This is a genomic window from Vibrio lentus (genome assembly GCF_030409755.1).
GTDB classification, from domain to species: domain Bacteria; phylum Pseudomonadota; class Gammaproteobacteria; order Enterobacterales; family Vibrionaceae; genus Vibrio; species Vibrio lentus.
Map to the genome: position 1 here is coordinate 197229 of NZ_JAUFQE010000002.1, position 26677 is coordinate 223905.

Genomic DNA, 26677 nt, shown 5'->3' on the forward strand with positions numbered 1-26677 from the left:
AGAGCTGAGGCTCTCCTTTTTTGATTTCGTGATAGTGCTTAGTGCTTAGTGCTTAGTGCTTAGTGCTTAGTGCTATTGCGTCACACAAACAGGTGCATCAATGGCTAAAGAGCATCCAGTATAGATGAGGGATCCATCCTCAATATTTCGTTTGAATGACGTGAGGTTGTTGGAGTTCTGGTTTGCAGCGATAAGCCATTGCCCACAGTTGGTAATATGAAAATCGCGAGGAAAATTACCTTCAGTGCTGTAGCTATCAATAAAAATAGGCATTTTGGTGGTCGGTTCGATTTTGAAATTACTGATCCTTGATTGATGTCGGCAAGACACATAAAGGAATTGCTCATCTGGCGATAGCTTAATTGCAGCCGCTGCTTCCCCTTTCTCCATATTGGGAAGTGCATCAACCTCTTCCACGATACTCCACACTCCTAAAGACTTTTGCAAAATCAATATCGTTTCAGAGAGTTCACACACCACATAGGCTCGATCTTCAGCTTGGTTAAATATTAGGTGACGAGGTCCATTCCCTGTTGGCACTTTGATAGATTGCATTGGTTCATCAAGGAACTCTTCTTGCTCTTCGTCAAAGCAATAGAAGTTGATTCGATCGGCTCCGAGATCGACGGTGACAAACTGCGGAGAGTTCTTTAGGAAAAGGCTTTGATGTGCATGTGGGCCCGTTTGTCTTTCTGTATTAGGTCCAGAACCAACCATTTTGAGTGTTTTGAGCCGTTTATCTATATTGCCATTGATACTTAAACTAAAGATATCGAATGTCCCTGATGAATATTGCGATGTAATAGCAAACTTATTGTGGGGATCTATCGTGATATGACAAGGGTGATCTCCTGAGATTGGCCCAGTATTTGACGCTATTGTTGAATCAGAATTCGGTATATGAATTAGCTGTGGTTGTATCTTTTGGTCAACTTCAGAAGCAGTGTAGATCCCTAGCTTTGTCGTGGTGACAAACGAGGGGTTAGTGCAGGCTGCTATAAGCTCTAAAGGCAACAGCGTTCCCGTTTCTAGATCTAACTGAGTTTGATACACACCTTGGCTATTACTTGGAGAACCTGTGTAGCAACCGATCGTTAAAGGGAGGGTTTTCATAGGAAGTCATACTCAGTTAGGAAATGGAGCAGACATTGTCTAATAAAATCGCAGTAAAAGTGAGGTTATAGGAGAGAATACTTGGTGACTTGGCTTGCAGATTTACATATTCCAGATAAAACAAAACCCAGCTAAAAAGCTGGGTTCTATTCAATGATGGTGCGGTCGGAGAGACTTGAACTCTCACACCTCTCGGCGCCAGAACCTAAATCTGGTGCGTCTACCAATTCCGCCACGACCGCAGCAAATCTTTATAGTTATATCGACATTGGTGATTCAATATAACGTTGTTTGTACTTTTTCTTTCCTAAAGAAAGAATGGTGGCTACTGCGGGATTCGAACCTGCGACCCCATCATTATGAGTGATGTGCTCTAACCAACTGAGCTAAGTAGCCAATAATGAATTTTATGTATTCACTATTTTATCTCTAATTAAAGAGAAATAATGGTGCGGTCGGAGAGACTTGAACTCTCACACCTCTCGGCGCCAGAACCTAAATCTGGTGCGTCTACCAATTCCGCCACGACCGCAGCAAAGCTTTTACTCTAGCGAAGAGTATAGTTAAGAAGACTTATGGTTTGTCTAAGTAACGTTGTAATGGCTGGGCTACCTGGATTCGAACCAGGGAATGCTGGCATCAAAAGCCAGTGCCTTACCGCTTGGCGATAGCCCAACAGGATATCAATTAAGATATCTAAATAATGGTGCGGTCGGAGAGACTTGAACTCTCACACCTCTCGGCGCCAGAACCTAAATCTGGTGCGTCTACCAATTCCGCCACGACCGCAGCAAAGCTTTTACTCTAGCGAAGAGTATAGTTAAGAAGACTTATGGTTTGTCTAAGTAACGTTGTAATGGCTGGGCTACCTGGATTCGAACCAGGGAATGCTGGCATCAAAAGCCAGTGCCTTACCGCTTGGCGATAGCCCAACAGGATATCAATTAAGATATCTAAATAATGGTGCGGTCGGAGAGACTTGAACTCTCACACCTCTCGGCGCCAGAACCTAAATCTGGTGCGTCTACCAATTCCGCCACGACCGCAGCAAATCTTTATAGTTATATCGATATTGGTGATTCAATATAACGTTGTTTGTTCTTTTTCTTTCATAAGGAAAGAATGGTGGCTACTGCGGGATTCGAACCTGCGACCCCATCATTATGAGTGATGTGCTCTAACCAACTGAGCTAAGTAGCCAATAATGAATTTTATGTGTTCACTATTTTATCTCTAATTAAAGAGAAATAATGGTGCGGTCGGAGAGACTTGAACTCTCACACCTCTCGGCGCCAGAACCTAAATCTGGTGCGTCTACCAATTCCGCCACGACCGCAGCAAAGCTTTTACTCTAGCGAAGAGTATAGTTAAGAAGACTTATGGTTTGTCTAAGTAACGTTGTAGTGGCTGGGCTACCTGGATTCGAACCAGGGAATGCTGGCATCAAAAGCCAGTGCCTTACCGCTTGGCGATAGCCCAACAATGATATCATTAAGATATCTAAATAATGGTGCGGTCGGAGAGACTTGAACTCTCACACCTCTCGGCGCCAGAACCTAAATCTGGTGCGTCTACCAATTCCGCCACGACCGCAGCAAAGCTTTTACTCTAGCGAAGAGTATAGTTAAGAAGACTTATGGTTTGTCTAAGTAACGTTGTAATGGCTGGGCTACCTGGATTCGAACCAGGGAATGCTGGCATCAAAAGCCAGTGCCTTACCGCTTGGCGATAGCCCAACAGGATATCAATTAAGATATCTAAATAATGGTGCGGTCGGAGAGACTTGAACTCTCACACCTCTCGGCGCCAGAACCTAAATCTGGTGCGTCTACCAATTCCGCCACGACCGCAGCAAAGCTTTTACTCTAGCGAAGAGTATAGTTAAGAAGACTTATGGTTTGTCTAAGTAACGTTGTAATGGCTGGGCTACCTGGATTCGAACCAGGGAATGCTGGCATCAAAAGCCAGTGCCTTACCGCTTGGCGATAGCCCAACAGGATATCAATTAAGATATCTAAATAATGGTGCGGTCGGAGAGACTTGAACTCTCACACCTCTCGGCGCCAGAACCTAAATCTGGTGCGTCTACCAATTCCGCCACGACCGCAGCAAATCTTTATAGTTATATCGATATTGGTGATTCAATATAACGTTGTTTGTTCTTTTTCTTTCATAAGAAAGAATGGTGGCTACTGCGGGATTCGAACCTGCGACCCCATCATTATGAGTGATGTGCTCTAACCAACTGAGCTAAGTAGCCATCTGAGAGCGAAGTAATATAATATAATCTCGCTTCCAATGCCATTATCTTTTTAAAGATAATTACACTTTAAATTGTGGCTGGGCTACCTGGATTCGAACCAGGGAATGCTGGCATCAAAAGCCAGTGCCTTACCGCTTGGCGATAGCCCAACAATGGTGTCAATTAAGACATCTCAATATGGTGCGGTCGGAGAGACTTGAACTCTCACACCTCTCGGCGCCAGAACCTAAATCTGGTGCGTCTACCAATTCCGCCACGACCGCTTTATTTCCTAAAAACTCTTTGTTGTCAAAAGACATACGTTTAATAACAAACAGAGTGCTTAGGAAATGGTGGCTACTGCGGGATTCGAACCTGCGACCCCATCATTATGAGTGATGTGCTCTAACCAACTGAGCTAAGTAGCCATTTCCAAATTGTTGTTCATTTCGAGACGTTGCCGCTTCGTTGTGAACGGGGCGCATTATGCGGAGTTGAGTGAAACCCGTCAACTTTTTTTTTGAATAAATCACGAATAAACATCTGTTCGGTTTCTTTTTAGTCAAAGAGGCGTATTTGTCAGCAAAAAATAGGTTCAAATGCCGATATATAGGAAGTTAAGTTTTGGATAATAAGCTATTTATAAAGAGCGAAAACGAAAAAGGCCAGTGAATTTACTGGCCTTTTATTAGATGTTTATTGGTAATTAAACGTTGAAACGGAAGTGAACAACATCGCCATCTTTAACGATGTATTCTTTGCCTTCAAGACGCCATTTACCTGCATCTTTTGCTCCGCTTTCACCGCCAAATTCGATGAAATGTTCGTAACCAACGACTTCTGCACGGATGAATCCTTTTTCGAAGTCGGTGTGGATCTTGCCTGCAGCTTGTGGTGCAGTCGCACCTACAGGGATCGTCCAAGCGCGAACTTCTTTAACACCCGCAGTGAAGTAAGTCTGAAGAGTAAGTAGTTCGTAACCAGAGCGGATCACTCGGTTAAGGCCTGGTTCTTCGATACCCATGTCCGCTAGGAACTCTTCGCGATCTTCATCGTCAAGCTCAGAAAGCTCAGATTCGATTGCAGCACATACAGCAACAACAACGTTGTTCTCTTTTTCTGCATACTCACGAACGGCGTCTAGGTAAGGGTTGTTTTCGAAACCATCTTCAGCAACGTTTGCGATGTACATTGTTGGCTTAAGCGTTAGGAAGTTAAGGTAGTCGATTGCTGCGACTTCTTCTTTGCCCAGTTCAACAGTACGAGCCATACCACCTTCAGTCAGGATCGGTAGTAGCTTTTCAAGAACTGTAGTTTCAAACTTAGCGTCTTTATCGCCGCCTTTTGCTTTTTTAGCATTACGGAAGATCGCACGTTCACAGCTATCTAGATCGGCAAGAGCAAGCTCAAGGTTGATCACTTCGATATCTTCGATAGGAGATACTTTGCCAGAAACGTGAACGATGTTTTCGTTTTCAAAGCAGCGTACAACGTGACCGATAGCGTCAGTTTCGCGGATGTTAGCTAGGAATTTGTTACCTAGACCTTCACCTTTAGATGCGCCAGCAACTAGGCCTGCGATGTCTACGAATTCCATTGTCGTTGGAAGGATCTTCTGTGGATTAACAATTTTTGCTAATGCATCTAAGCGTAGATCTGGAACCGGAACGATACCTGTGTTTGGTTCGATCGTACAAAATGGAAAGTTTGCTGCTTCGATGCCTGCTTTAGTCAGTGCGTTAAACAGAGTTGACTTACCAACGTTTGGTAGACCAACGATGCCACATTTAAAACCCATGATATAAACCTTATTCTGCTTTGAACGTATGTAAGCGATTTTGTGCTTTTGGTAGGCCATCTTTTAATAAGATGTCTAGGCTGCGAACCGATTCGTCAACGACAGCCTCGATACACTCTTGCTCTTTAGCAGGAGCTTTGCCTAATACATAACCTGCAACTTTATCTTTATGTCCCGGATGGCCAATGCCTAACCTAAGACGATAGAATTCTTTATTGTTACCCTGCTTGCTGATGATGTCTTTTAGGCCATTGTGCCCGCCATGACCACCACCTTTTTTAAACTTACCAATACCTGGAGGGAGGTCTAACTCATCGTGAGCGACCATGATCTCTTCTGGTTTAATTTGGTAGAACTTTGCCAGTGCTGCAACGGCTTTCCCGGATAAGTTCATAAAAGTCGTTGGGATCAGCAAACGAAGATCTTCACCATGAACCATGATACGACCCGTTAGGCCAAAGAACTTTGGTTCGTTCTTCAGTGTCACGTTGTGTACACGTGCTAATTCTTCAACTACCCAAGCACCCGCATTGTGGCGAGTTTTGGCGTATTCTGGACCTGGATTAGCCAGTCCAACGAGAAGTTTTATTTGTTGGCTCAAGGTATGGATCTCTCTTGGGATTTCAAAAAGCGCCGTATGATATCACAGTTTATGAAAAAGGTGCGAGCTAGCTGATAGCAACTCAATGATTCGAAACTGTGGTCAAATTAACTTTGTGGTCGTTATACCAATCGTAGTAAATAACTGGTCACCCTAGCTGGTTAAAATGCTCGATAACTGCGTTATAATTTTTGATTGTAGAATAACTACTTATCAAAAAATCACGCCTTGTTCTCAAGCTTTATTCCTGCGCTATTTCTGAACACTTACTTACTGTGATTGGTATTAGATATAAAAAAAGCACTTCATTGAATGAAGTGCTTAATATCTTTTTCAGATTGTTTTGCTAAAGCAAAGCTATAGAGCTTTGATTAGTTGAACATCGCAGAGATAGACTCTTCGTTGCTGATACGACGAATCGCTTCAGCAAGCATGCGAGAAAGGCTTAGCTCAGTCACTTTACCTGTCGCGGCCATTTCTGGAGAAAGCTTGATTGAATCAGTAACAATAACTTGGTCTAGAACTGAATTGCGGATGTTGTCTGCAGCAGTACCAGAGAATACAGCGTGAGTTGCGTAAGCGAATACACGCTTAGCACCGCGCTCTTTAAGCGCTTCAGCTGCTTTACATAGTGTGCCACCAGTATCGATCATGTCATCAACGATAACACAGTCACGACCTTCAACATCACCGATTAGGTTCATTACTTCAGAAACGTTAGCACGTGGACGACGCTTATCAACGATAGCGATATCAACATCACCTAGCGCTTTAGCTGTAGCACGAGCACGTACAACACCACCAAGGTCTGGAGAAACCACAACTGGGTTTTCTAGGCCACGGTTAGCCATGTCTTCTAGAAGAACTGGAGTGCCGAAAATGTTATCAACAGGTACATCGAAGAAGCCTTGGATTTGCTCTGCGTGTAGGTCGATAGTCAAAACGCGGTCAACACCAACGTTAGAAAGGAAATCTGCAACAACTTTTGCAGTAATAGGCACACGAGCAGAACGTACACGACGATCTTGACGGGCATAACCGAAGTAAGGGATTACAGCAGTAATACGGCCAGCAGAAGCACGGCGCATTGCGTCAATCATTACCACCAATTCCATAAGGTTGTCATTGGTTGGTGCACAAGTTGATTGAATCAGGAATACATCGCTACCACGAACGTTTTCATTGATTTGTACAGCGACTTCGCCATCAGAAAAACGGTCTACAGTAGCATCTCCAAGAGAGATGTATAGACGATCAGCAATACGTTGGGCTAGTTCAGGTGTTGCGTTACCAGCAAATAGCTTCATATCAGGCACGGTGGAAACCTCGGGTTGCGTCCAGTTTTAAATAGATTGTGGGTGGGCTGATTGGTATTCAGCCAAAGTTTCTTTTAAAGGCGAAATGTTTCGTCCTCTCGCGACAAACGCGGAAACTATGTCAGGCAGTTGCTCTAGTACCGATTCGGCTTCTTTTTTGCTGCTAAATTCAGCAAAAACGCATGAACCCGTACCAGTCAATCTCGACGGCGCGTATTGTAGCAGCCATGAAAGTTGCTTATCAACCTCTGGGTACAGCATTCGCACAATTTTTTCGCAATCGTTTACGTATTCTTGCTCTAGAAGCGTTGACAGTGCTCGCTTCGGCGTATTTCGAGTTAATTCTGAATGTGTGAATATGTCTACAGTTGCTATGCTCACTTGAGGTTTAACAACGAGATACCATTTTTCATCCGGATTAGCGGGTTGTAATTGTTCACCAACACCTTCAGCAAAGGCGGCATGGCCTCGAACGAAGACAGGAACGTCTGCACCAAGCTTTAAGCCAATCTCTGCTAACTGGTCATCAGACAGGTTGAGTTGCCATAAATGGTTGAGAGCGACCAACACGGTTGCGGCATTTGAAGAGCCTCCGCCAATGCCACCTCCCATAGGAAGCACTTTCTTTAACTGAATATCCGCACCGAAAGTCGTCGATGTATATTGTTGAAGGGCAGTTGCGGCTTTCCAAATCAGGTTATCTTCTGTCGCAACGCCTGGAATTTCAGGTGTAATTGTTATCGAGTTTGTTTCTCGGTTTGCGGTAACCGTAAGTTCATCGCCAAAGTCGACAAACTGAAATAGGGTCTGAAGTTCGTGATAGCCATTATCGCGTCGGCCAGTGATATAGAGAAATAAATTCAGCTTAGCTGGCGAAGGCCAGTGCGTTGGCGTTGTTATCATTTTTTCAGTGTCCACTTCGAAACTACAATGTTGATTTTGTTATCGTCTTGCTTGAATGACAATCGAGTAGGGAGGGGAATTGTCTCTACCTTTGCGTTGTCGTCACCTGATAGTTGCTTACTCGGCATCTCTGTATTGCGATAGTTAGCAAAATTCAGTGTCCATAATTGACTGCTGACTTGTTTAGATAGAGATTCAAGCGTGTTGGTGCTGTTTAGTTGGTAGCTATCTGCTTGGTCGGGAATGCCAAGGAACCATTGCGGCAGGTGATCAATGGGGATCTGCAATCCAGTAAGTTGCTCTACCAATACAGATGCACTTGCATGGGTGAATTCCTGATCATCATAAGTGACTACTTTGGCGCCCGAGCTGTCAATCGTGAGGTTCAAGGCGGTTTGACCAAGGAAAGTGGTCAGTCTCAATTGGCTTTGATTTGGGGAGTGCTTCCAAATGAAATTAAGGCTTTGGCGTTGCTCTGGAGAAATGTAAGCGAGCTTGCCTGAGGCTTGGTAGTTTTCTATCTGTAGAAGACGGTTTTGGTGACTTTGCCACTCAACGCTGGTCGGTTGTTCTGGTATAGACGAGCAACCCACCATAATTATGGTCATAAAAATAAGAGACGTGATTTTACGAAGCTTGCTCATATTTGCTCACAACTTGTTCAAATTTATCTAAAAAACGCTTCAACTATAGCATTGAATTCACGAACTCAGGAAAACAAATCCCGCTTGCTCTTTAAATAGAGCCATGCATCAAGTAAAATTCGCCCCTTGTTTCCATTCCCTGATCGAGAACTTCTGATACATGTCTTTGCTTGCCGTAGGTATCAATCACAATACAGCGTCGGTTGAATTGCGAGAAAAAGTCGCTTTTGGTCCAGATAAATTATCTGAGGCACTTAAGCAACTTAACGCAAATGCACACGTAAATGGAAGTGTCATACTTTCTACCTGTAATCGAACTGAAGTGTATTGTGACGTCAAAGGCGTGGCAAAAAACAAGTTGATCGATTGGCTGTCTGTATTTCATCAAGTTAGCCCTGAAGAATTAAAACCGAGTATCTACATCCATGAAGAGCAAGCCGCGATTAAGCATTTAATGCGCGTTGCCTGTGGTTTGGACTCTCTGGTTCTGGGTGAACCGCAAATTCTTGGTCAGGTAAAACAGGCTTACACCGATTCGCGAGAGAACAAATCTGTTGATGCTTCAATGGAAAAACTGTTCCAGAAATCCTTTTCTGTTGCGAAGCGAGTTCGAACTGAAACCGAAATTGGTGGCAGTGCTGTTTCTGTTGCTTACGCAGCCTGTACATTAGCTAAACACATCTTTGAATCTATTGCTGAATCAACGGTGTTACTGGTGGGTGCGGGAGAAACCATTGAACTGGTGGCTAAACACTTGTCAGCCAATGGTTGTACCAAGATGATTGTGGCTAACCGAACTCGTGAGCGTGCTTTAGGGCTAGCTGAAGAGTTTGGTGCTGAAGTTATCAGCCTGAATGAGATTCCTGATCATCTGCATCGAGCGGATATTGTGATCAGTTCAACCGCAAGTCCGTTACCTATTATTGGTAAGGGCATGGTAGAGACCGCGCTCAAGACAAGAAAACATCAGCCGATGTTGTTGGTTGATATCGCAGTGCCTCGTGATGTTGAGTCTCAGGTCGGCGAACTGAGTGATGCTTACCTGTATTCCGTTGATGATCTTCAGTCGATCGTTGATGGTAATATCGAGCAACGTAAAGTTGAAGCGATTCAGGCTGAAGCAATAGTCAGTGAAGAAAGCGCCGCGTTCATGAGTTGGATGCGTTCACTGCAAGCGGTAGACAGTATTCGTGACTATCGTAAATCGGCCAATGAAATCCGAGAAGAATTATTAAGTAAGAGTTTACAATCACTTGCTGCTGGCGGTGACCCTGAGAAAGTCTTACTTGAGCTAAGTAATAAGCTCACAAACAAATTGATCCATGCTCCAACGCGTGCACTTCAAAGTGCAGCAGAGCAAGGAGAACCTGCAAAATTAATGGTCATTAGACAGAGTTTGGGTCTAGAAAACCCTCAATAATATTCGACCTCCAACAGAATAAGACATTATGAAAGCCTCGATTCTAATAAAGCTTGAAACACTTGTTGAACGCTATGAAGAAGTTCAACATCTACTTGGTGATCCCGATGTACTTGGGAATCAAGATAAATTCCGTGCCTTGTCAAAAGAGTATTCTCAATTAGAAGAGGTGACGGGGTGCTTTAAATCATACCAGCAAGCTCAAGAAGATTTAGAAGCTGCTGAAGAGATGGCAAATGAAGACGACGCAGAAATGCGTGAAATGGCTCAAGAAGAAATCAAAGATGCGAAAGCGAACATTGAACGTCTGACTGATGAGCTGCAAATTCTTCTGATTCCAAAAGATCCAAACGATGAGCGTAACTGTTTCTTAGAGATTCGTGCCGGCGCAGGTGGTGATGAAGCGGGTATCTTTGCGGGTAACCTTTTCCGTATGTACTCTAAGTTTGCCGAGAAAAAAGGCTGGCGCGTCGAAGTGATGAGCAGCAATGTTTCAGAGCAGGGCGGCTTTAAAGAGATGATCGCTAAAATCAGTGGCGATGCTGTTTACGGCACCATGAAGTTCGAGTCTGGCGGTCACCGTGTACAACGTGTACCTGAGACTGAATCTCAAGGTCGTGTTCATACATCAGCGTGTACTGTTGCGGTTATGCCTGAGATCCCAGAAGCTGATCTACCAGAAATCAAAGCTGGCGACCTTAAGATTGATACTTTCCGTGCATCTGGCGCGGGTGGTCAGCACGTTAACACCACGGATTCAGCAATCCGTATTACTCACTTACCAACCGGTACAGTAGTAGAGTGTCAAGACGAGCGTTCTCAGCATAAAAACAAAGCGAAAGCGATGGCTGTTCTTGCGGCTCGTATCGTTCAAGCTGAAGAAGAGCGTCGTGCTGCTGCGATTTCAGATACACGTCGTAACCTATTAGGTTCTGGTGACCGTAGTGACCGTATTCGTACCTACAACTACCCTCAAGGCCGTGTTTCTGATCACCGCATCAACTTAACTATCTACCGCCTGAACGAAGTTCTGGAAGGTGATATGCAAAGCCTGCTTGATCCTGTTCTACAAGAGCACCAAGCCGATCAACTAGCAGCACTTGCTGAGCACAACTAATTACTATGCAGTCAGCATATACGGTTGAAAGTGCTTTAAAGTCAGCAATCGTACAGCTTCAAGAGGGCGATAACACATCGCCCTCGATTGATGCTGCGGTACTGCTTTGTCACGCCTTAGATAAACCTAGATCTTACCTACTGACTTGGCCTGAGAAGCATCTTACTTCAGAACAAGAATCCGAATTCAATACCCTTCTAAAACGTCGCTTAACCGGTGAGCCAGTGGCTTATATTGTCGGTGAACGTGAGTTTTGGTCACTGCCGTTAAAAGTCTCTCCTTCTACTTTAATCCCACGTCCAGATACGGAACGTTTGGTTGAAGTGGCGTTAGACAAAACGTATGGCAAGCAAGGTGCGATTCTCGATTTAGGAACGGGTACTGGTGCGATTGCTTTGGCATTAGCGTCGGAGATGCCGAACCGACAAGTGACGGGGATTGATCTTCGCCCTGAAGCGCAGCAACTTGCGACAGAAAACGCTCAGCGATTAAACATCACTAATGCCACTTTTTTACATGGCAGTTGGTTTGAACCTTTGAACTCGGTGAATTCTGAAGAAGAAGCTGTGAAGTTCTCGTTGATTGTCTCGAACCCACCTTACATTGAGAAGAATGACCCTCATCTATCTCAAGGTGATGTGCGTTTTGAACCGATCACAGCGTTAGTCGCTGAAGAGAAAGGTTTAGCTGATATTCGACACATCTCTGAAAACGCACGCGGTTTTTTAGAAAACGAAGGCTGGCTAGCATTTGAACACGGCTATGACCAAGGCTTGGCGGTACGTGAGATAATGCAACAACTGGGCTACTTGGATGTGGTTACAGAAAAAGATTACGGTGGTAATGACCGAGTGACATTGGGTCGTTACTGTTCATAGATAGTGGTTGCTCATAGGCTGCTGTTCATCATCTTGTGAGCAATAGATGATTAACTGGCTAAATTGATACCTTTAACTCGACAATACACTTAACTCGATAATGCATTTAACGTAGAAATACAGAGAATTAACGCAGAAATACAGGGCATTAACGGGTATTGTGTGGTTCGTGTTAACGAAAGCACATATAAAAATATAAAGGAATACCATGTACGAAGGTTTAAAACATTTTCACCTACTCACTATTGCTATAAGCGCGCTACTTCTTTCGATTCGTTTCGCTCTGATGATGGCTAACTCACCGAAGCTTAAGCATCCTTTTTTGCAGCGTTTCCCTCATATCAATGACTCGTTGCTGCTGCTATCGGGTATTGGTTTGATTTTTATTACAGGCTTTATTCCGTTTACACCAGCAGCACCATGGTTAACTGAAAAACTAACCTGTGTAATGGCTTACATCGCATTGGGTTTCTTTGCACTTAAGCTAGGTAAGAACAAGCTATTGAGAGTTTTCTCATTCTTTGGCGCTCTAGGCTGGCTAGCAATGGCAGGCAAAATCGCAATGACAAAGACTCCAACATTTTTCGGTTAATGACGTATGTACGAATTTTTTGATGAAGACTTTGATCAGCTAGAACTTGCTGAAGGCGCATTGATCTTAAATAAGGCCATTGACCCTGAAACTCAAGATAGTTGGGCAGAGCAAGAACTCGCAAGATTATTAAAAGACGCCGAGTTTGCGTTAGTTAATGAAACCGACGAGCAACAGAAGTTTGAATCCTTTATTCGACTATTCTTTTACGAGTGGGGCTTCGCTGGCGATAAAGACGCTTACTTCTCATCGGAAAACGCGTTTATCGATAAAGTACTTGAGAGAAAGAAAGGGATCCCAGTCAGTCTTGGGGCTATCTTCCTTTTTCTAGGACGCAAGCTAGGCTTTCCTGTAGAGGGTGTCTCTTTTCCGACTCAGTTTCTGCTTAAAGTCAGTTGGTATGGCCAAACTCCGGTCTATATTAATCCTTACAATGGCGAGTATGTTGGTCAGCAAACGTTACGAGCATGGTTAATTGGCCATGATGGCCCATTGGCTAAGCTGAAAAGTGAGCATTTGAAAGTCGCAGACCACCCAACCATTATTGGTAAGTGGTTGGCTTTATTGAAAAGTGCATTGCTGAGAGAAGAGCGTTATACGCTTGCATTGAAGTGTACTGATCTTGCGTTAACGTTTGTGCCGGATGATCCGTATGAAATCCGTGACCGTGGTTTCATCTATCAGCAATTGGATTGTCACCAGATTGCCGCCACCGATTATCAGTACTTTATTGATCAATGCCCAGATGACCCTGCATCTGAGTTACTTAAATCTCAAGTGAATGTCATGACGGAAAAAACCGTCGTCGTTCACTAATTAATTATTATTTAGAGAGAATATGATGGAACAGAAAATAGTTCATATTGGCGATATGCCAATCGCTAACGATAAGCCATTTACGCTATTTGCGGGCATGAACGTTCTTGAATCTCGCGATCTAGCGATGCAGATCTGTGAGCACTACGTGAAAGTAACAGAGAAGCTGGGCATCCCTTATGTATTTAAGGCGTCTTTTGATAAAGCGAACCGCAGCTCTGTTCACTCATACCGTGGTCCTGGCATGGAAGAAGGTCTTAAAATCTTCCAAGAGCTGAAAGATACCTTTGGCGTGAAGATCATCACTGATATTCACACTGAAGCACAAGCTCAGCCTGTTGCTGATGTGGTTGATGTAATCCAACTTCCAGCGTTCCTTGCTCGTCAAACTGACCTTGTTGAAGCAATGGCTAAGACTGGCGCGGTTATCAATGTGAAGAAGCCTCAGTTCATGAGCCCGGATCAAGTAGGTAACATCGTTGATAAGTTCGCTGAGTGCGGCAACGAGAACATCATTCTTTGTGAACGTGGTTCTTGCATGGGTTACGACAACTTAGTTGTTGATATGCTTGGTTTTGGTGTAATGAAAAAATCATCAAACGGCAGCCCAATCATCTTTGATGTGACTCACGCGCTTCAAATGCGTGACCCATCAGGTGCTGCATCTGGCGGTCGTCGTGAGCAAACTGTTGAGCTTGCTAAAGCGGGTATTGCTACTGGCATTGCTGGTCTGTTCCTTGAGGCACACCCGAACCCAGATCAAGCGCGTTGTGATGGCCCATCAGCGCTACCTCTAGATAAACTAGAGCCGTTCTTGAAGCAGATGAAGGCACTTGATGACCTTATCAAAGGCTTTGAGCATATTGATATTAAATAATTGAGATGGATGTGAAGTAACGGAAACGTTATTTAACAAAGTTGATCTAAGAAAGCCCAGTTCTCTGAATTGGGTTTTTTTTAATCTCGTAAAAGCAGCCGAACATAAACCGTTCATTTAAAGAGTTGTTAACGTGGCTGGTTATTACCTAAGAAACTCGTATATGAGTGTGAGGTCAGTCCTGTTTGCAGTAAATTACTGATGTTCATCACACTTTGTAAGTAAACGATTGCTTGTGATGCAGGGGAAGTTTGAGTGTAATCTCATAATTTTGTTACACTTAACTGCTGAACTATGCGTGACCAATTCGACATAAATATGAAATCATCATGTTACATCTGAAATGTTAATTTAAGATAAGTGATGTGAAGTCTTATTGTTCGAACTCCAAATAAGGGGTCGCAATAGATCATAAAAAGCAGTGGATTCCCCTAAAAAGTTCAAAGGTATGACAATGAAGCAACGCCTTATTCTAAAGACAGCACTAAGTGCTGCAATCCTAGCTACTCTAGCTGGGTGTGCGTCTCAATCAACTCAAGATTGGAACCAAGACGAAACTTACAAGCTTACGGTTCTACATACTAACGACAACCATGGTCGTTTTTGGCAGAACAAATACGGTGAATACGGCATGTCTGCGCGTAAAACGCTTGTTGATCAACTTCGTGCTGAAGTTGAAGCTGAAGGCGGTAGCGTGTTGCTTCTATCTGGTGGTGACATCAACACTGGTGTGCCAGAGTCAGATCTTCAAGATGCAGAACCTGATTTCAAAGGTATGAATAAAATTGGTTACGATGCAATGGCATTGGGTAACCACGAGTTTGACAACTCTTTAGACGTACTACAAAAGCAGATCGACTGGGCTAATTTCCCAATGCTATCTGCAAACATCTACGACAAAGCAACAGGCGAACGCAAGTTCCAAGCTTACGAGATGTTTGAAAAGCAAGGTATCAAGATTGCGGTTATCGGTCTAACAACTGAAGACACGGCAAAAATCGGTAACCCTGAGTTCATCGCGAGCATTGACTTCCGCGACCCTAAAGAAGAAGCGAAGAAGCTGATCGCTGAACTTAAAGAAACAGAGAAGCCAGACTTAATCTTCGCCGTGACTCACATGGGTCACTACGAAAACGGCCAACGTGGTGTTAACGCACCGGGTGATGTAGCACTTGCTCGTTACCTAAACGAAGGCGACCTAGACATGATCGTTGGTGGTCACTCTCAAGAGCCTGTATGTATGGAAGGCCCTAACGTTGCGAAGAAAAACTTCAAGCCGGGTGATGAATGTAAACCAGACGTACAGAACGGTACTTACATCGTTCAAGCTCACGAATGGGGCAAGTACGTAGGTCGTGCTGATTACGAATTCCGTAACGGTGAGCTAGAGATGGTGAGCTACGATCTGGTTCCAGTTAACCTTAAGAAGAAAGTTAAGATTGACGGTAAGAAGCAACGTGTTCTTATTCAAGATGAAATTGCACAAGATCCAGAGCTACTTGAATTCCTACGTCCGTTCCAAGAGCAAGGTCAAGCACAGCTAGAAGTTCAAATTGCTGAGACAAATGGCAAGCTTGAAGGCGATCGTAACGTAGTTCGTTTCCAACAAACTAACCTAGGTCGTTTGATTGCGACTTCTCACATGGAGCGTGCTCAAGCAGACTTCGCTGTGATGAACTCTGGTGGTGTTCGTGACTCAATTGAAGCGGGCAACGTCACTTACAAAGATGTACTGAAGGTACAACCTTTTGCAAACATCCTGACTTACACAGACATGACAGGTAAAGAAGTTCTAGATTACCTAAATGTTGTGGCGACGAAACCAATCGATTCTGGTGCTTACGCTCAGTTCGCTGGCATTTCAATGACAGTGACAAACGGTGAAGTATCGAACGTATTTATCGGTGGCAAACAGCTTCGTTTAGACGAAACATACCGCTTCACAGTGCCAAGCTTCAACGCGGCTGGTGGTGATGGTTACCCTAAACTATCTGACCACCCTGGTTACGTGAACACAGGTTTTGTTGATGCTGAAGTACTGAAAGAGTACCTAGAAGCGAACAGCCCGGTTGACGTGAACAAGTACGCACCGTCTGGTCAAATGGTTTACAAGTAACTGAACCCAGTTAATTGAATCACTAGGTGCTAATTTAGATTGACTCTAGCACCATGATAAATTTAACTAAAGCGACGCCTCGGCGTCGCTTTTTGTTTATCTATCGTTTGGATTTGTTATGACCCCTGCAATCAATCTTGCCAAGAAAAAGAAAATCGCTCATACCGTGCATCAGTATCATCATGATGCAAACAACACCAACTATGGGTTAGAAGCGGTTGAAGCTCTGGGTCAGGATCCCAAACGTGTATTCAAAACGCTGTTGTTCTGCTTGAACGGTGTTGCTAAAGATTTGGCTGTAGCTGTTATTCCTGTTGACCAGAAGTTAAACCTTAAGCTTGCAGCTAAAGCAGCGAAAGGTAAAAAAGCAGAGATGGCCAATCCTGATATCGCGCAGAAAACCACGGGTTATGTGGTGGGTGGAATCAGTCCGCTTGGTCAAAAGAAAGCACTGCCTACCTTTGTACATTCCACTGCGACGGATTTTGAAACGATATGTGTGAGTGCAGGAAAGAGGGGCTTGGAAATCGAGCTAGATCCAAAGGACTTAGCGATGCTGACTCGCGGCCAGTTTGCTGATCTATGTTTATAGATTGTCGTCGTTATGATGATAAAACTATCGAATGAAAAACAAGAACGCCCGCTAGACTAATCTAGCGGGCGTTCTTATATCGAGTGTCTGGTCTTACTTATTCTGACTACTTCTTTAGGCCTAATGTACCACCAACGCGTTTTGCTGCTGGTTTATTTGGTCTGTTTGAATCTTGACTACGGTGTGTTGGTTTGCCGCTTCTACGATCGTTATTGTCGCGGTCTGTGCGATTGCGATCTGAGCTGTTTCGATCTGAATTTGAACGCTCTGAACGAGAGTTCGATTTCCAGTTCTCGGTGTTGCCGCCGCTTTCACTATTCGACGAATTACGACCACGCTTCGAGTTTGGCGCATGGCGGAATTCATCCGCGTTATTACCGCGATAGGTGCGAGTACGATTCTCGTTTTGATTACGTCGCGCTGTTGAGGTTTGATTTTCCTCACGGCTATCAAATAACTTAGCATCGGTTGCCTTGCGAATTCGCTGACCTTTTGCGTTCATTTTTGATGCATCTTCAGTACTCACTGAACCTTCGCACATCGCTAATATCTCAGCGATTTCTTCTTCACTCAGGTAGCGCCACTTTCCGTTTGGAATGCCATCAAGTGAGATGTTCATAATACGAACACGACGTAGTTTGAATACTTCATAGCCTAACGCTTCACACATACGACGGATCTGGCGGTTAAGGCCTTGAGTTAGCGTAATTCGGAATGAAAACTTGGTCTCTTTCTCGACATTACACGGCAAGGTCACGGTATCCAAAATCGGAACACCAGAAGCCATCTTCTTCAAGAACTCCGTCGTAATCGGCTTATCTACACGAACCACGTACTCTTTTTCGTGATTGTTACCCGCGCGCAAGATCTTATTGACGATGTCGCCATCGTTGGTCAAGAAGATAAGACCATCAGAAGGCTTATCTAGACGACCAATAGGGAAAATACGCTTGTGGTGGCCGATAAAGTCGACGATGTTACCAGGAATATCACGCTCAGTTGTACAGGTGATACCTGTTGGTTTATTAAGAGCAATGTAAATCGGCTTCTCTTTTGAACGTACTGGCTTGTTGTCGATCTCAACATCATCACCTGGCAATACTTTCGTTCCCATCTCAGGGATCTTGCCATTAATAGTAACTCGGCCTGCATCGATCAATTTGTCTGCTTCACGACGTGAACAAAAACCAGTTTCACTGATGTATTTATTAAGGCGTTTAGCTTGGGATTCTTGTGACATGATATTCTCTTAGCGTTTCACAACGGAAATATAGATAAACAAAAAGCAACTATGGACAGTTGCTTTTACGTTTTAATTCGTTAACTGAGGCAATTTTAACACCTAGAATGAGCTTCGGCACTAAATATCTATTTTCGGCACTAAATATCAATTGTTGTGTTCAATGTGCTTAGCTGAATGTTCGAAGACGATGGCCTTCTTTTCACTAAGCTTCTGATGATTTAGCGAGTCCGTTTTTGGTGACGCTCTCTGTTCTCTAGTTTTTTGTCGTTACTCTTTCTGAGCATGACGTAAACGGCTCCAGTACCACCATGAAATTGCTGCGCTGAGTGAACGCATTGAACATCATTAATTTGCGATAGCCAATTGGCTACATAGCTTTTCATCATCGCTGGTGGATTTGAGCGCTCGCCTTTACCGTGAACAATAATAACGGTGCGCACATCCATTCTTAAACATTGGCGTAAAAACGAAAGAACTTCGTTACGAGCATCTTTCAATGTTTTCCTGTGGAGATCGAGCTTAGCTTGAATCGGATATTTACCTAAGCGCAGTTTTTTGTATACGCCTTCTTGAACGCCATCTTTTTTATACGCAATAACGTCATCAGGTTTCAGCATTGGAGAGTAGTCGAGAGAGAGGTAATCTTTTTCGTCCTCAGACAGCCACATAGCCGCCTCACGCTTTGCAAGTTGAGACTCGGTAACTCGATGCACTTTTTGGTGCTCAGCGGTGTCATGGTCGATACGTTTCACATCGCCCATCATTTCTTGGAATAGATCTAAGTCGTCATCATGAGACATGGTGTTCATCTCAAGTTGTAGAAGGATAGGGTAAGTATACCTAAGTTGTGGCTGGGTTTAAAAATGAAAAAACCGGAGGAGACAAGAGAAGTCAACTCCGGTGCAAAGCGTTTTAACATTTATTTATCAAGGAAATGATACTTAAAAGTAAATGATTTAGGCTGAGCGATACTAGTGAGGAGATTTTTCAGTCATAACTTTGTATATGAAGAAGCCTCCATAAAACATCATGAGACCCAGAGCCCCGAATATTACTATCATTGAAGATAGCCCCACTGCATTACCAAATAGGAGTTCTAGCCAAAAGTCCATGTGTATACCTCAAAGTTATATGACATGGCCTAGTGTATTAAGTAGCGTTATCAATTCACTGATCTGGATCAATCCTGTTTCATAAGTTAAATACTTGTTGGTGAGTGTGTGTTTTTCGTCACATTAGCCGTTAGGTTGTACGTCTTTTGTTCGAACGATTCGATATTGTAAAAAAGAGTGAAAAAAGCCCTTGCGGATAAATTCAGAATCCGTATTATACGCTCCATCGACAGGCAATCAGCCAGTTAGATATCTCGGTGAATAGCGCAGCTTGGTAGCGCATCTGGTTTGGGACCAGAGGGTCGGGGGTTCGAATCCCTCTTCACCGACCACATTAAAGAAAGCCGTAGCAGAAATGCTACGGCTTTTTTGTATTTGAACCCTTTGGTTTCTATTTGGTTTGGGACATGAGGGTGGGGGCTGGTGCGCCAGTCCGATGGAAGCCCAGCCGCGTCGAATCCCTGCTTAACCGACCAAGATTTAGAAAGCCTGCTCATTGAGCAGGCTTTCGTCGTTTAAGGGTATTGAAAATAGGATTTAAACCTAAGTGGGGTTCGCTTGATGTTCAAAATAAGCTCTTCACCGATTACATTAAAGAAAGCCGTAGCCTTGTTATGCGATAGACGGGGCTATGGTTTTTTTGCATTTCGGGATAGTTGTTAACTGGTGAGCGAGAAGGGCTTAAGGGGGGCATGACATCAAAAATAGGCTCTCCGCTGAGCGCATTGAAGAAAGTCGTAGCGCGCCTTATGATAGAGAGGAGCAATGGCTTGCTCATTATGGTTTTCACCTGCTTCGATTAAACGAACTCACTCGTTGCAATATTATTCTTCACCCAAATCAGAGCTTGTAAGCGGTTCTTCACTTTGATTTTTTTGAATGTATTGTGAAGGTGTGCTTTGACCGTATTCTCACTAACGTAAAGCGTGTCAGCTATCTGGGTGTTAGACGCCCCATCTCCAAGCAATTTAATTATCTGCTGTTCGCGTTTTGTCAGTTTGAGGTAGTGGGGGCTGGTTTTTGCGCATTGTCTATCTCTATAAAACCGGATGTATTTATAGATCAACTTTCTGCTCACCCACATTTCACCCTGTAGAATGCAGTTAAAGCCAGCCACAAGCTTTTCAAGTGTGTCTGAAGTATAAAAAATACCGACGAGGTATTGCCATTTAAGCATTTGAGAATGTGAAAAGTCGTTTGGTGTATTGAGTAGCACTTCATGTACGTCACTTTCTGCTTCATTTCTTAGCTCTTGGTACTTCCCAATGTACTGTTTACTCATCGTTGGGAAATCAATAATAATCAGTACTAAGTCTTCGTTTTTAAAGGATTTAATGTTAATCCTTTCGGGTGAGATGAGTTTTATGTTTAAGTTAACTTTCTGCTCGATAGACTCTTTAAGTAGTATTGATTGTAAATTGTTTTCCGCAAGTAAAATGGCGTTGTGAGCCTCCTGCTTAGCCATGTGAAACTCCTTTTCTCAATTCATTACTTGAACTAGAGGTTATATAGTTTATAGCACGTATTGTTATTTTGCCAACTTTCAAGGTTAAATATTCACCAAGATTATGTAATTAATTTAATAGTATTGCAGAAGGTAAATTAATACTTTAAGTGAAGGGGAATGATTAGGGAGTTTTATTTTTTATCTGATTGATTTTACAATCTTTATGGATTTTCCATACCCCCTTATTTGGATGGAATTTTATAACTGCAGGGAATTGGTTTATATTAAGAATCAATTTCGTTGTACCGCTGCTTGTATTTTGCTTGAAACTAGAGTCAGTTCTGGTACTTACCGTAAATGAAGATACCATACTGTTATTAACTGTGAGCATAAGGTTGTTATTTTTTATCTGGCACTGCACTGGATTTAAATCGGAAGAAAATCCATTTAAATGATAAGAAATAAATAAAACGGCGACCAGCGCCGTTTTAATAAAAGTATGAAGTCTCATATTAGTTTTGGTAAATAAGACCAACGTTCCCGTTAGCACCGTTACCTAAAACAACGGCATTATCATAAGAAGTTTGCTCAACCATAAGTTGGTTCATGTTACTGTTGGTTAAATCAACAGTTGCATTTGAATAAGAGCCCGTTTGTAACGTAAATATACGGTTATCGTTACTGTTCATTAGATCGATATCGACATCATTTCGGTCACCACCACCTACATCTGTATTAACGATAGTCTCGACATAGTTTCCGTCACCCCAAATGTCGATAGCAACGTCATTTCTATCTACACTGCCATTACTAAACTCAGTGTAAGTAGTGTTGGAGTTACCGTTGATATAAACGTCAGCTTCGTTTCGGTCGGCACCGCCCTTAGCTTTTACGACTGAAATGTTTTCATCGCCCATTTGAGTGACACGTAGATCATTTAGTCGACCTCCACGCTGTACTTTAACTCTAGCTTGGTTGTGTAAACCGTCTTGATCAATCAGAGCATTATTTCTTACACCACGTATTTTGGCATGTGCTTCATTGAGGTTACCACTTTGTTCAATTACTACATCAGACTTGTAACTCGCATGTGTGTTCACGAGTGCAACATGGCCATCTGTCACTCCTGATGTATTTTGATTGATAAGCACATTCGCTTGATCGCCATTACCCATTTGCCAAACAGCAGTATTATCCATAGCTAAGGGCTCAATGGCTGCTACTTTGCCTGCAATACCAAGATCTGTCGTACCTTCTTTAACACCAGGGCCTGGCTCTGGGGCTGAAGTTGGAAGCGGATCTGCGTTAGCTGCGTTAAAACCAATAATGGCACCGACTATAATTCCAATTTGCGTAAGTTTCATAAGTTGTATCCTTATACATTTCCATGTCGACGTTGTTGTTACTTAATACAAAGTAACTTGAATCAAGCTTCCATACTGCGCGCTAATTTGCTTGATTGATGTAGATTCTCATTGAGCTAGACGCTTTCACTAAAGCAAAGTCGTTGCCGTCTTGAGAAATTCCTAAATTACTTCTTCCAGAACCAACCAAATAAGCAGTATTGCCATTGCCTTTTTGGTCAATGCTCAGCTGACTACTCTGTCTTGAGAAGTTAGCTTGTCCGATAACTGCTAAATTGTTATTCCCGTCTTGGGAAATAAGCGCTTCAGAATTTACTCCGAGTTGCCCAATTGCGGCATCGTTATTTGAACCATTCTGGTCTATTAAGGCGGTATTATTGCGCCCTGTTTGACCAATGTATGCGGAGTTAGAACTTCCGCTTTGCGTTATCTTCGCTCTGTTGTTCGCGGTAATACCAGGACTGCGTTGCTTTATTATTGCTATTGAATCAGTAGCATTAGATATATTTAATTCTGAATAATTATCTAAATCTCCAGAAGAGAAGCTTTCTAAATAATTATAATCATTGACTATATCTTGATTAACATTATGTAAAAAATCCCCTTCTATATCTGACGCGATAGCATTATTAAAACCTCCTGATAAAAAATATAAACAAGTTAAGCTGATAAGTGATGCTTTCCCAATTACCATCATCTTTACCTTAAAGTGTTCGTGATTATGATCCCTACGAAAATAAACTGCGTAGGGAATGAGTGAACCTTTGTCTTATCGAAATCCTAGGCCTTGAATTTACGAACAGCTATAAACTTAAAGTTGAAAATATTTAGTTGTTCATATGAAATTTAATTAGTATTTGACCGAATCCTACCAACCTTAGTTAATCAATTCCCTTCAGTAATTAATTCGAAAGTTTATATATGCCACTGTAAGCATGAATTACGCTTTATTCAGTTTCAACGAATCACATTCTCATTTTGTAAATGGACTTTGAATGGGAGCACATATGAAAATCAAGCTGCTTACAATAACTCTGCTTTCCTTTGCTCTTCATGCAGAAGAAAAGAGTCATGGTCTTGAAAATGCTGCTCCTTTAGAAAATGGACAAAAACTTGAGGACTCGACAAATAATCTTAAGGAAAAATTCAATGACTTCAGTGAAGTCGATGGAATCATTGTGGACAGAACCATTACGCGGTTGGGAGAGGATTTCTATTTTTTCTTCTCGCAATCGCTCAATGATAGTTATCCCGACCTTAAGGAAAATTTGACGGTAAAAGAAAGGCCAACGGCGTTATCAGGAAGCATCATAGAGGTTCAACACTCTAGAAAACCTATCTTCCGTACGGCGTTGTCCCCTGGTCGTAGACAAGCGAAAGAACGCGCTGCCGATGCAACACGAGTGGTTGGGAATTACATCATCCGATGGCAAGCTGAACGGATCTTTCAGGACACTTACGATCTAGACCATGATGAATTTTAAGGAGCCAAGGATGTCGATATTTTTCAGAAAGGCTGTGCTTATTGTGTTGCTCGCTTCGCCTTCGGTTTACTCGAGCGAGTTAGTTTACACGCCCGTAAACCCAAGTTTTGGCGGAAATGCTTTAAACAGCTCTCACCTTTTTAATCACGCTAATGCCATCAATGATTTTGAAGACCCTAATGCTAGGGATATCTTTGATGAACAAGAGTCTGCGTTAGATCGTCTAGCTTCGAGTTTAGAGTCCCGTTTAATTAGCCAATTGCTTGCTGACGTAGGTAATGGAAACACGGGGCAGTTGGAAACTGATGATTTTTTCCTGAATATTGTGGATGATTCCGGGACTTTGTTGGTTCAAATCGTCGATAAAGAGACTGGGGAATCGACAGAAATCAGTGTCTCTGGATTAAACCCCGACCTCTAATCACAAGGATTGTGTTATGAAATCGATCATTATCGTCTTCTTGACCTTTGTGTTGGGAGGGTGCACTTACTCTATGCAAATTCCAGAGACTTCTGAAACGCCAAAGCTGATGCCGAGAGGATCGACTTATACGGACCTGATCTCATTACCTCAACCTCGCGGTAAAATACTTGTTTCGGTTTATGATTTTAGAGATCAAACGGGACAGTATAAACCTCAGCCAAACAGTAACTTTTCGACAGCGGTACCACAGGGTGGAACGTCTTTACTGACCACGGCATTGATAGATTCCCAGTGGTTTGTTCCTCTAGAGCGTGAAGGGCTCCAGAACTTGTTGACGGAACGTAAGATCATTCGTGCTGCTCAGAAAAAAGACAAGGTAGTGAACAATCACGGAGCCGACTTAACATCGTTGAGCTCTGCGAATATCGTTATTGAAGGCGGTATTGTTGCTTATGACTCTAATATTGTTACAGGTGGGGCTGGTGCGAAGTATCTTGGCATTGGTGGCTCAGGGCAGTATAGAACCGATCAAGTGACGGTTAACTTAAGAGCCGTTGATGTAAGAACAGGGCAAGTTTTACTGAGCGTTACGACATCCAAAACCATTTCCTCACATGAAATTGGCTTCGGTGCTTTTCGATTTGTTGATTACAAAGAGTTACTCGAAGTTGAGATGGGTTATAGCCAAAATGAACCGGTAAATATCGCGGTAATGTCAGCCATAGATGCGGCTGTGATTCACTTAATCGTTAAGGGAATGAAACGTGGGATGTGGTCACCAGGTGACCCTGATGCAATTAGACATCCAATTATCGCCCGCTACTTAGCCGCGGACACTGACATCCTTTAGTCAACTGAGTAAGCAGCAAAATAGGGCTATGCGGAAAACGGATTTTTCCCTTAGCCCTGTTTTTTTTGATTATCAACAATGTTCTATTTCACATCACAAGTGATGTTCTTGATTGGCGTCTCTGAGGTAACAAAGCAAACATACGCTTCAACAGGGTTATTTGGACCAATTCGAATGTAACCTGCCTGTACTTCATCTTCGTTAAACGTCACCGAGTGAGAGTTACCCGTTTGGCCATCGTAGAAGCTTGCTTCAAAATTACTATTCATTTGGCTTGCGATACGGTTGCGTGTTGTAGACGTCGTGAATGTAATATTCGCGCATCGCATTGGTGGCTTCTCAGTAATCAAAAACTGTCCGCTTTTTTTATCTAACACGCCACCTTTTGTATCAGGCTGAATGTCTATTGGTTGGAATTGTTCTATCGTACAAGTTTCTTTGGCAGACGCTGCCGTGGGCATCAGGATCGCGAGGGCTAAAGGTAAAGCGAAGAGTACTGGTTTCATGAGAACAACACCGTATATAAAAAGAGCGAAAGATAATAGCACCGTTATGGTGCTATTAAATGTAATGATTCTGTTATTAAGGGCATGCTTTTATGAAGGAAAGGTCATGCTCTTACTAATTAGCTGTCTTCGTTAACCTCGAACTGACACTGAGCTTGTTGGCTTTGTGACTGTTTAGTGACATTGAAACCTTTATCTTCCAATAACTGCAAAAGATTGCCTTCGCCAATCAGGTGTAAAGTACCGACGACCAGCACGTAGTGTCCCTTTGAGTCGAGTTTCCAATCATTGGCGGAGAGCTTGTTTGCCCAATCGACGTTGCGATCCGTCAAGAATGCTTTCTCAAGCTCTGTTGGCATTTCAGACAGTTTCGCAAAGTCCTCAAGTTTGGTTACATCACCCGCTTTCCAGCTCTCAATTAGGCAATGAACCACACGATCAGTTTGGTCAAATTCTTCAAGGCTACTGACTAACCACTCTTTACCGGAATCTTTTTGTCCTGCAATGAGGTCTATCTGAAATTGTAGAGGCTCTAAACTGATGACAGGAACGTCTTGCGTGGTTGCTTTATAAGCGAGTGTGGCATCGACACCGTTAGCTGAACCGTAACCAAGTTTCTTCAACTGCTGCATCTGTATCGATAAAGAGGTTGCCCAAGGCGGTGAGCTAAGTAGTTGCTGAGTTGGCATATCTAGAGACTTTGAGATGCTCGTTAATAATTGTTTTTGTTCTTTGTTTAATACATCACCCGTGGTCACTGTGGTCGTGGGATACACCACGCCTTCTGTCTTTCTTATATCCGTCTCGACAATTAATCCGTCGCTCTGTTTTAACGTGTCAGTGATCTGTGCGGGAAGCGGGTACATACTCTCATCCCCAACGTGCACAGAACCTAAGATAGTGAGGGTCAAATCCTCTTTCTTTGCTTGCCAATAAAGGGGTTCGGCGACCGCTTGCTTTGCTGAAAAGGCGAAAGTGAGTAACGTAAGGTACAAGAAAGTGCGCAAAGAGAGCTCCTTTAGAAAGAAATAAACTCGTTAAAAAGGGTTTTGACGGAGTTTTTTGACGGTTTTTTTTGAGAACGATGTCACGTTGTTTGTACGAAAAGTATAACAACACGAACAAACTCTTAAACCTTTCTCTCTATCAACAACACGATTTTATGAAATCCGTTAAAAAGATTGTGATTCATTTCTCAAATTTTACGTCAAAATAAAACTGA

At 43.0% G+C, this 26677-nt stretch carries 25 protein-coding genes and 20 tRNA genes; 12 read left to right on the forward strand and 33 right to left on the reverse strand.

Features of this window, described 5'->3' with window-relative positions; genetic code table 11:
- Nucleotides 1-72: 72 nt before the first annotated feature.
- From QWZ07_RS09190 to lolB, 25 genes are all read right to left on the reverse strand, one after another.
- Entirely contained in the window at nt 73-1113 is a 1041-nt protein-coding gene (locus QWZ07_RS09190; protein ID WP_192854247.1) for a lactonase family protein, read from the reverse strand.
- 157 nt (nt 1114-1270) lie between these two features.
- Nucleotides 1271-1355 (reverse strand) — tRNA-Leu (locus tag QWZ07_RS09195).
- Nucleotides 1356-1432: 77 nt separating this feature from the next.
- Nucleotides 1433-1509, reverse strand: a tRNA-Met gene (locus QWZ07_RS09200).
- Between the two features lie 51 nt (nt 1510-1560).
- Nucleotides 1561-1645 (reverse strand) — tRNA-Leu (locus tag QWZ07_RS09205).
- A 68-nt stretch (nt 1646-1713) separates the two neighbouring features.
- Nucleotides 1714-1788: transfer RNA gene (locus QWZ07_RS09210), tRNA-Gln, on the reverse strand.
- Nucleotides 1789-1817: 29 nt separating this feature from the next.
- Nucleotides 1818-1902 (reverse strand) — tRNA-Leu (locus QWZ07_RS09215).
- Between the two features lie 68 nt (nt 1903-1970).
- Nucleotides 1971-2045: transfer RNA gene (locus QWZ07_RS09220), tRNA-Gln, on the reverse strand.
- A 29-nt stretch (nt 2046-2074) separates the two neighbouring features.
- Nucleotides 2075-2159, reverse strand: a tRNA-Leu gene (locus QWZ07_RS09225).
- Between the two features lie 77 nt (nt 2160-2236).
- Nucleotides 2237-2313, reverse strand: a tRNA-Met gene (locus tag QWZ07_RS09230).
- A 51-nt stretch (nt 2314-2364) separates the two neighbouring features.
- Nucleotides 2365-2449, reverse strand: a tRNA-Leu gene (locus QWZ07_RS09235).
- Between the two features lie 68 nt (nt 2450-2517).
- Nucleotides 2518-2592: transfer RNA gene (locus tag QWZ07_RS09240), tRNA-Gln, on the reverse strand.
- Nucleotides 2593-2621: 29 nt separating this feature from the next.
- Nucleotides 2622-2706, reverse strand: a tRNA-Leu gene (locus QWZ07_RS09245).
- A 68-nt stretch (nt 2707-2774) separates the two neighbouring features.
- A tRNA-Gln gene (locus QWZ07_RS09250) sits at nt 2775-2849 on the reverse strand.
- Between the two features lie 29 nt (nt 2850-2878).
- Nucleotides 2879-2963: transfer RNA gene (locus QWZ07_RS09255), tRNA-Leu, on the reverse strand.
- A 68-nt stretch (nt 2964-3031) separates the two neighbouring features.
- Nucleotides 3032-3106, reverse strand: a tRNA-Gln gene (locus tag QWZ07_RS09260).
- Nucleotides 3107-3135: 29 nt separating this feature from the next.
- A tRNA-Leu gene (locus QWZ07_RS09265) sits at nt 3136-3220 on the reverse strand.
- A gap of 76 nt (nt 3221-3296) precedes the next feature.
- Nucleotides 3297-3373 (reverse strand) — tRNA-Met (locus QWZ07_RS09270).
- Between the two features lie 77 nt (nt 3374-3450).
- Nucleotides 3451-3525 (reverse strand) — tRNA-Gln (locus QWZ07_RS09275).
- A 29-nt stretch (nt 3526-3554) separates the two neighbouring features.
- Nucleotides 3555-3639 (reverse strand) — tRNA-Leu (locus tag QWZ07_RS09280).
- 67 nt (nt 3640-3706) lie between these two features.
- Nucleotides 3707-3783 (reverse strand) — tRNA-Met (locus tag QWZ07_RS09285).
- A 278-nt stretch (nt 3784-4061) separates the two neighbouring features.
- A complete protein-coding gene (gene ychF, locus QWZ07_RS09290) occupies nt 4062-5153 on the reverse strand; it encodes a redox-regulated ATPase YchF (RefSeq protein ID WP_029223453.1) in 1092 nt (363 codons plus the stop codon).
- Nucleotides 5154-5163: 10 nt separating this feature from the next.
- The gene (pth, locus tag QWZ07_RS09295) at nt 5164-5754 is read right to left on the reverse strand and encodes an aminoacyl-tRNA hydrolase (RefSeq protein ID WP_010439162.1); all 591 of its coding nucleotides are present in this window, start codon (nt 5752-5754) and stop codon (nt 5164-5166) included.
- A 371-nt stretch (nt 5755-6125) separates the two neighbouring features.
- Nucleotides 6126-7070, reverse strand: a complete 945-nt coding sequence (locus tag QWZ07_RS09300) for a ribose-phosphate pyrophosphokinase (protein WP_017106306.1) — start codon at nt 7068-7070, stop codon at nt 6126-6128.
- A 27-nt stretch (nt 7071-7097) separates the two neighbouring features.
- Nucleotides 7098-7973, reverse strand: coding sequence for a 4-(cytidine 5'-diphospho)-2-C-methyl-D-erythritol kinase (gene ispE, locus QWZ07_RS09305; protein ID WP_192853173.1), 876 nt, complete (start codon nt 7971-7973; stop codon nt 7098-7100).
- On the reverse strand, nt 7970-8617 hold the full coding sequence (lolB, locus tag QWZ07_RS09310; RefSeq protein ID WP_192853174.1) for a lipoprotein insertase outer membrane protein LolB: 648 nt from the start codon (nt 8615-8617) through the stop codon (nt 7970-7972). The genes ispE and lolB overlap by 4 nt, the downstream gene beginning before the upstream one ends.
- 160 nt (nt 8618-8777) lie before the next feature.
- On the opposite strand from lolB, the gene hemA reads away from it, so the two are divergent.
- The 8 genes from hemA to ybaK all read left to right on the forward strand — a co-directional run bounded on the left by hemA (nt 8778) and on the right by ybaK (nt 17025).
- Nucleotides 8778-10037, forward strand: a complete 1260-nt coding sequence (gene hemA / locus QWZ07_RS09315) for a glutamyl-tRNA reductase (RefSeq protein WP_017110181.1) — start codon at nt 8778-8780, stop codon at nt 10035-10037.
- A 28-nt stretch (nt 10038-10065) separates the two neighbouring features.
- Nucleotides 10066-11154: a peptide chain release factor 1 gene (gene prfA / locus QWZ07_RS09320; protein WP_009848728.1), complete on the forward strand. Its 1089-nt coding sequence runs from the start codon at nt 10066-10068 to the stop codon at nt 11152-11154.
- Nucleotides 11155-11159: 5 nt separating this feature from the next.
- Entirely contained in the window at nt 11160-12032 is an 873-nt protein-coding gene (prmC, locus tag QWZ07_RS09325) for a peptide chain release factor N(5)-glutamine methyltransferase (RefSeq protein WP_192853175.1), read from the forward strand.
- 208 nt (nt 12033-12240) lie between these two features.
- Entirely contained in the window at nt 12241-12624 is a 384-nt protein-coding gene (locus QWZ07_RS09330; RefSeq protein WP_009848726.1) for a SirB2 family protein, read from the forward strand.
- A 6-nt stretch (nt 12625-12630) separates the two neighbouring features.
- Entirely contained in the window at nt 12631-13440 is an 810-nt protein-coding gene (locus QWZ07_RS09335) for a SirB1 family protein (protein WP_016791949.1), read from the forward strand.
- 22 nt (nt 13441-13462) lie between these two features.
- Complete coding sequence (gene kdsA, locus QWZ07_RS09340) at nt 13463-14317, forward strand: 3-deoxy-8-phosphooctulonate synthase (RefSeq protein ID WP_171309284.1); 855 nt, start codon at nt 13463-13465, stop codon at nt 14315-14317.
- Between the two features lie 454 nt (nt 14318-14771).
- Nucleotides 14772-16433: a bifunctional UDP-sugar hydrolase/5'-nucleotidase UshA gene (ushA, locus tag QWZ07_RS09345; RefSeq protein ID WP_029225832.1), complete on the forward strand. Its 1662-nt coding sequence runs from the start codon at nt 14772-14774 to the stop codon at nt 16431-16433.
- A gap of 118 nt (nt 16434-16551) precedes the next feature.
- Nucleotides 16552-17025: a Cys-tRNA(Pro) deacylase gene (gene ybaK, locus QWZ07_RS09350; RefSeq protein WP_192853176.1), complete on the forward strand. Its 474-nt coding sequence runs from the start codon at nt 16552-16554 to the stop codon at nt 17023-17025.
- Nucleotides 17026-17131: 106 nt separating this feature from the next.
- Here the strand turns inward: ybaK and rluF are convergent, their stop codons facing one another.
- From rluF to QWZ07_RS09365, 3 genes are all read right to left on the reverse strand, one after another.
- Complete coding sequence (gene rluF, locus QWZ07_RS09355) at nt 17132-18265, reverse strand: 23S rRNA pseudouridine(2604) synthase RluF (protein WP_192853177.1); 1134 nt, start codon at nt 18263-18265, stop codon at nt 17132-17134.
- A gap of 221 nt (nt 18266-18486) precedes the next feature.
- Nucleotides 18487-19068 (reverse strand): DNA endonuclease SmrA, encoded by a 582-nt coding sequence (smrA, locus tag QWZ07_RS09360; protein ID WP_029223450.1) that lies wholly within the window; start codon nt 19066-19068, stop codon nt 18487-18489.
- 171 nt (nt 19069-19239) lie between these two features.
- Nucleotides 19240-19380 (reverse strand): DUF3149 domain-containing protein, encoded by a 141-nt coding sequence (locus QWZ07_RS09365; RefSeq protein WP_004736246.1) that lies wholly within the window; start codon nt 19378-19380, stop codon nt 19240-19242.
- A gap of 255 nt (nt 19381-19635) precedes the next feature.
- Here QWZ07_RS09365 and QWZ07_RS09370 point away from each other — a divergent pair.
- Nucleotides 19636-19712: transfer RNA gene (locus QWZ07_RS09370), tRNA-Pro, on the forward strand.
- A 467-nt stretch (nt 19713-20179) separates the two neighbouring features.
- Here QWZ07_RS09370 and QWZ07_RS09375 read toward each other — a convergent pair.
- The 3 genes from QWZ07_RS09375 to QWZ07_RS09385 form a co-directional block, all read right to left on the reverse strand.
- Complete coding sequence (locus QWZ07_RS09375; protein ID WP_017110176.1) at nt 20180-20845, reverse strand: LuxR C-terminal-related transcriptional regulator; 666 nt, start codon at nt 20843-20845, stop codon at nt 20180-20182.
- Nucleotides 20846-21339: 494 nt separating this feature from the next.
- Nucleotides 21340-22191: a hypothetical protein gene (locus QWZ07_RS09380; protein WP_017110174.1), complete on the reverse strand. Its 852-nt coding sequence runs from the start codon at nt 22189-22191 to the stop codon at nt 21340-21342.
- Nucleotides 22192-22273: 82 nt separating this feature from the next.
- On the reverse strand, nt 22274-22885 hold the full coding sequence (locus QWZ07_RS09385) for a curlin subunit CsgB (protein WP_102308207.1): 612 nt from the start codon (nt 22883-22885) through the stop codon (nt 22274-22276).
- A 313-nt stretch (nt 22886-23198) separates the two neighbouring features.
- On the opposite strand from QWZ07_RS09385, the gene QWZ07_RS09390 reads away from it, so the two are divergent.
- Genes QWZ07_RS09390 through QWZ07_RS09400 form a run of 3 tightly spaced genes read left to right on the forward strand, consistent with a single transcriptional unit; the run spans nt 23199 to nt 24949 of the window.
- On the forward strand, nt 23199-23675 hold the full coding sequence (locus QWZ07_RS09390) for a curli production assembly/transport protein CsgE (RefSeq protein ID WP_017064155.1): 477 nt from the start codon (nt 23199-23201) through the stop codon (nt 23673-23675).
- A 10-nt stretch (nt 23676-23685) separates the two neighbouring features.
- Nucleotides 23686-24096: a curli assembly protein CsgF gene (locus QWZ07_RS09395; RefSeq protein ID WP_102308206.1), complete on the forward strand. Its 411-nt coding sequence runs from the start codon at nt 23686-23688 to the stop codon at nt 24094-24096.
- A gap of 16 nt (nt 24097-24112) precedes the next feature.
- Complete coding sequence (locus QWZ07_RS09400) at nt 24113-24949, forward strand: CsgG/HfaB family protein (RefSeq protein ID WP_065682160.1); 837 nt, start codon at nt 24113-24115, stop codon at nt 24947-24949.
- Between the two features lie 83 nt (nt 24950-25032).
- Here QWZ07_RS09400 and QWZ07_RS09405 read toward each other — a convergent pair whose 3' ends face one another.
- The gene (locus QWZ07_RS09405) at nt 25033-25455 is read right to left on the reverse strand and encodes a hypothetical protein (protein ID WP_102340682.1); all 423 of its coding nucleotides are present in this window, start codon (nt 25453-25455) and stop codon (nt 25033-25035) included.
- 119 nt (nt 25456-25574) lie between these two features.
- Nucleotides 25575-26462: a TraB/GumN family protein gene (locus QWZ07_RS09410; protein ID WP_192853178.1), complete on the reverse strand. Its 888-nt coding sequence runs from the start codon at nt 26460-26462 to the stop codon at nt 25575-25577.
- Nucleotides 26463-26677: the final 215 nt, after the last annotated feature.

Coding starts and splice junctions, on each gene's coding strand:
- prmC (WP_192853175.1), top strand. CDS start 11,160: ATGCAGTCAGCATATACGGTTGAAAGTGCTTTAAAGTCAGCAATCGTA.
- QWZ07_RS09405 (WP_102340682.1), bottom strand. CDS start 25,455: ATGAAACCAGTACTCTTCGCTTTACCTTTAGCCCTCGCGATCCTGATG.
- QWZ07_RS09375 (WP_017110176.1), bottom strand. CDS start 20,845: ATGGCTAAGCAGGAGGCTCACAACGCCATTTTACTTGCGGAAAACAAT.
- QWZ07_RS09380 (WP_017110174.1), bottom strand. CDS start 22,191: ATGAAACTTACGCAAATTGGAATTATAGTCGGTGCCATTATTGGTTTT.
- smrA (WP_029223450.1), bottom strand. CDS start 19,068: ATGTCTCATGATGACGACTTAGATCTATTCCAAGAAATGATGGGCGAT.
- QWZ07_RS09335 (WP_016791949.1), top strand. CDS start 12,631: ATGTACGAATTTTTTGATGAAGACTTTGATCAGCTAGAACTTGCTGAA.
- ushA (WP_029225832.1), top strand. CDS start 14,772: ATGAAGCAACGCCTTATTCTAAAGACAGCACTAAGTGCTGCAATCCTA.
- QWZ07_RS09330 (WP_009848726.1), top strand. CDS start 12,241: ATGTACGAAGGTTTAAAACATTTTCACCTACTCACTATTGCTATAAGC.
- rluF (WP_192853177.1), bottom strand. CDS start 18,265: ATGTCACAAGAATCCCAAGCTAAACGCCTTAATAAATACATCAGTGAA.
- QWZ07_RS09390 (WP_017064155.1), top strand. CDS start 23,199: ATGAAAATCAAGCTGCTTACAATAACTCTGCTTTCCTTTGCTCTTCAT.
- lolB (WP_192853174.1), bottom strand. CDS start 8,617: ATGAGCAAGCTTCGTAAAATCACGTCTCTTATTTTTATGACCATAATT.
- QWZ07_RS09385 (WP_102308207.1), bottom strand. CDS start 22,885: ATGGTAATTGGGAAAGCATCACTTATCAGCTTAACTTGTTTATATTTT.
- ispE (WP_192853173.1), bottom strand. CDS start 7,973: ATGATAACAACGCCAACGCACTGGCCTTCGCCAGCTAAGCTGAATTTA.
- ychF (WP_029223453.1), bottom strand. CDS start 5,153: ATGGGTTTTAAATGTGGCATCGTTGGTCTACCAAACGTTGGTAAGTCA.
- QWZ07_RS09395 (WP_102308206.1), top strand. CDS start 23,686: ATGTCGATATTTTTCAGAAAGGCTGTGCTTATTGTGTTGCTCGCTTCG.
- QWZ07_RS09400 (WP_065682160.1), top strand. CDS start 24,113: ATGAAATCGATCATTATCGTCTTCTTGACCTTTGTGTTGGGAGGGTGC.
- QWZ07_RS09190 (WP_192854247.1), bottom strand. CDS start 1,113: ATGAAAACCCTCCCTTTAACGATCGGTTGCTACACAGGTTCTCCAAGT.
- hemA (WP_017110181.1), top strand. CDS start 8,778: ATGTCTTTGCTTGCCGTAGGTATCAATCACAATACAGCGTCGGTTGAA.
- kdsA (WP_171309284.1), top strand. CDS start 13,463: ATGATGGAACAGAAAATAGTTCATATTGGCGATATGCCAATCGCTAAC.
- QWZ07_RS09365 (WP_004736246.1), bottom strand. CDS start 19,380: ATGGACTTTTGGCTAGAACTCCTATTTGGTAATGCAGTGGGGCTATCT.
- prfA (WP_009848728.1), top strand. CDS start 10,066: ATGAAAGCCTCGATTCTAATAAAGCTTGAAACACTTGTTGAACGCTAT.
- ybaK (WP_192853176.1), top strand. CDS start 16,552: ATGACCCCTGCAATCAATCTTGCCAAGAAAAAGAAAATCGCTCATACC.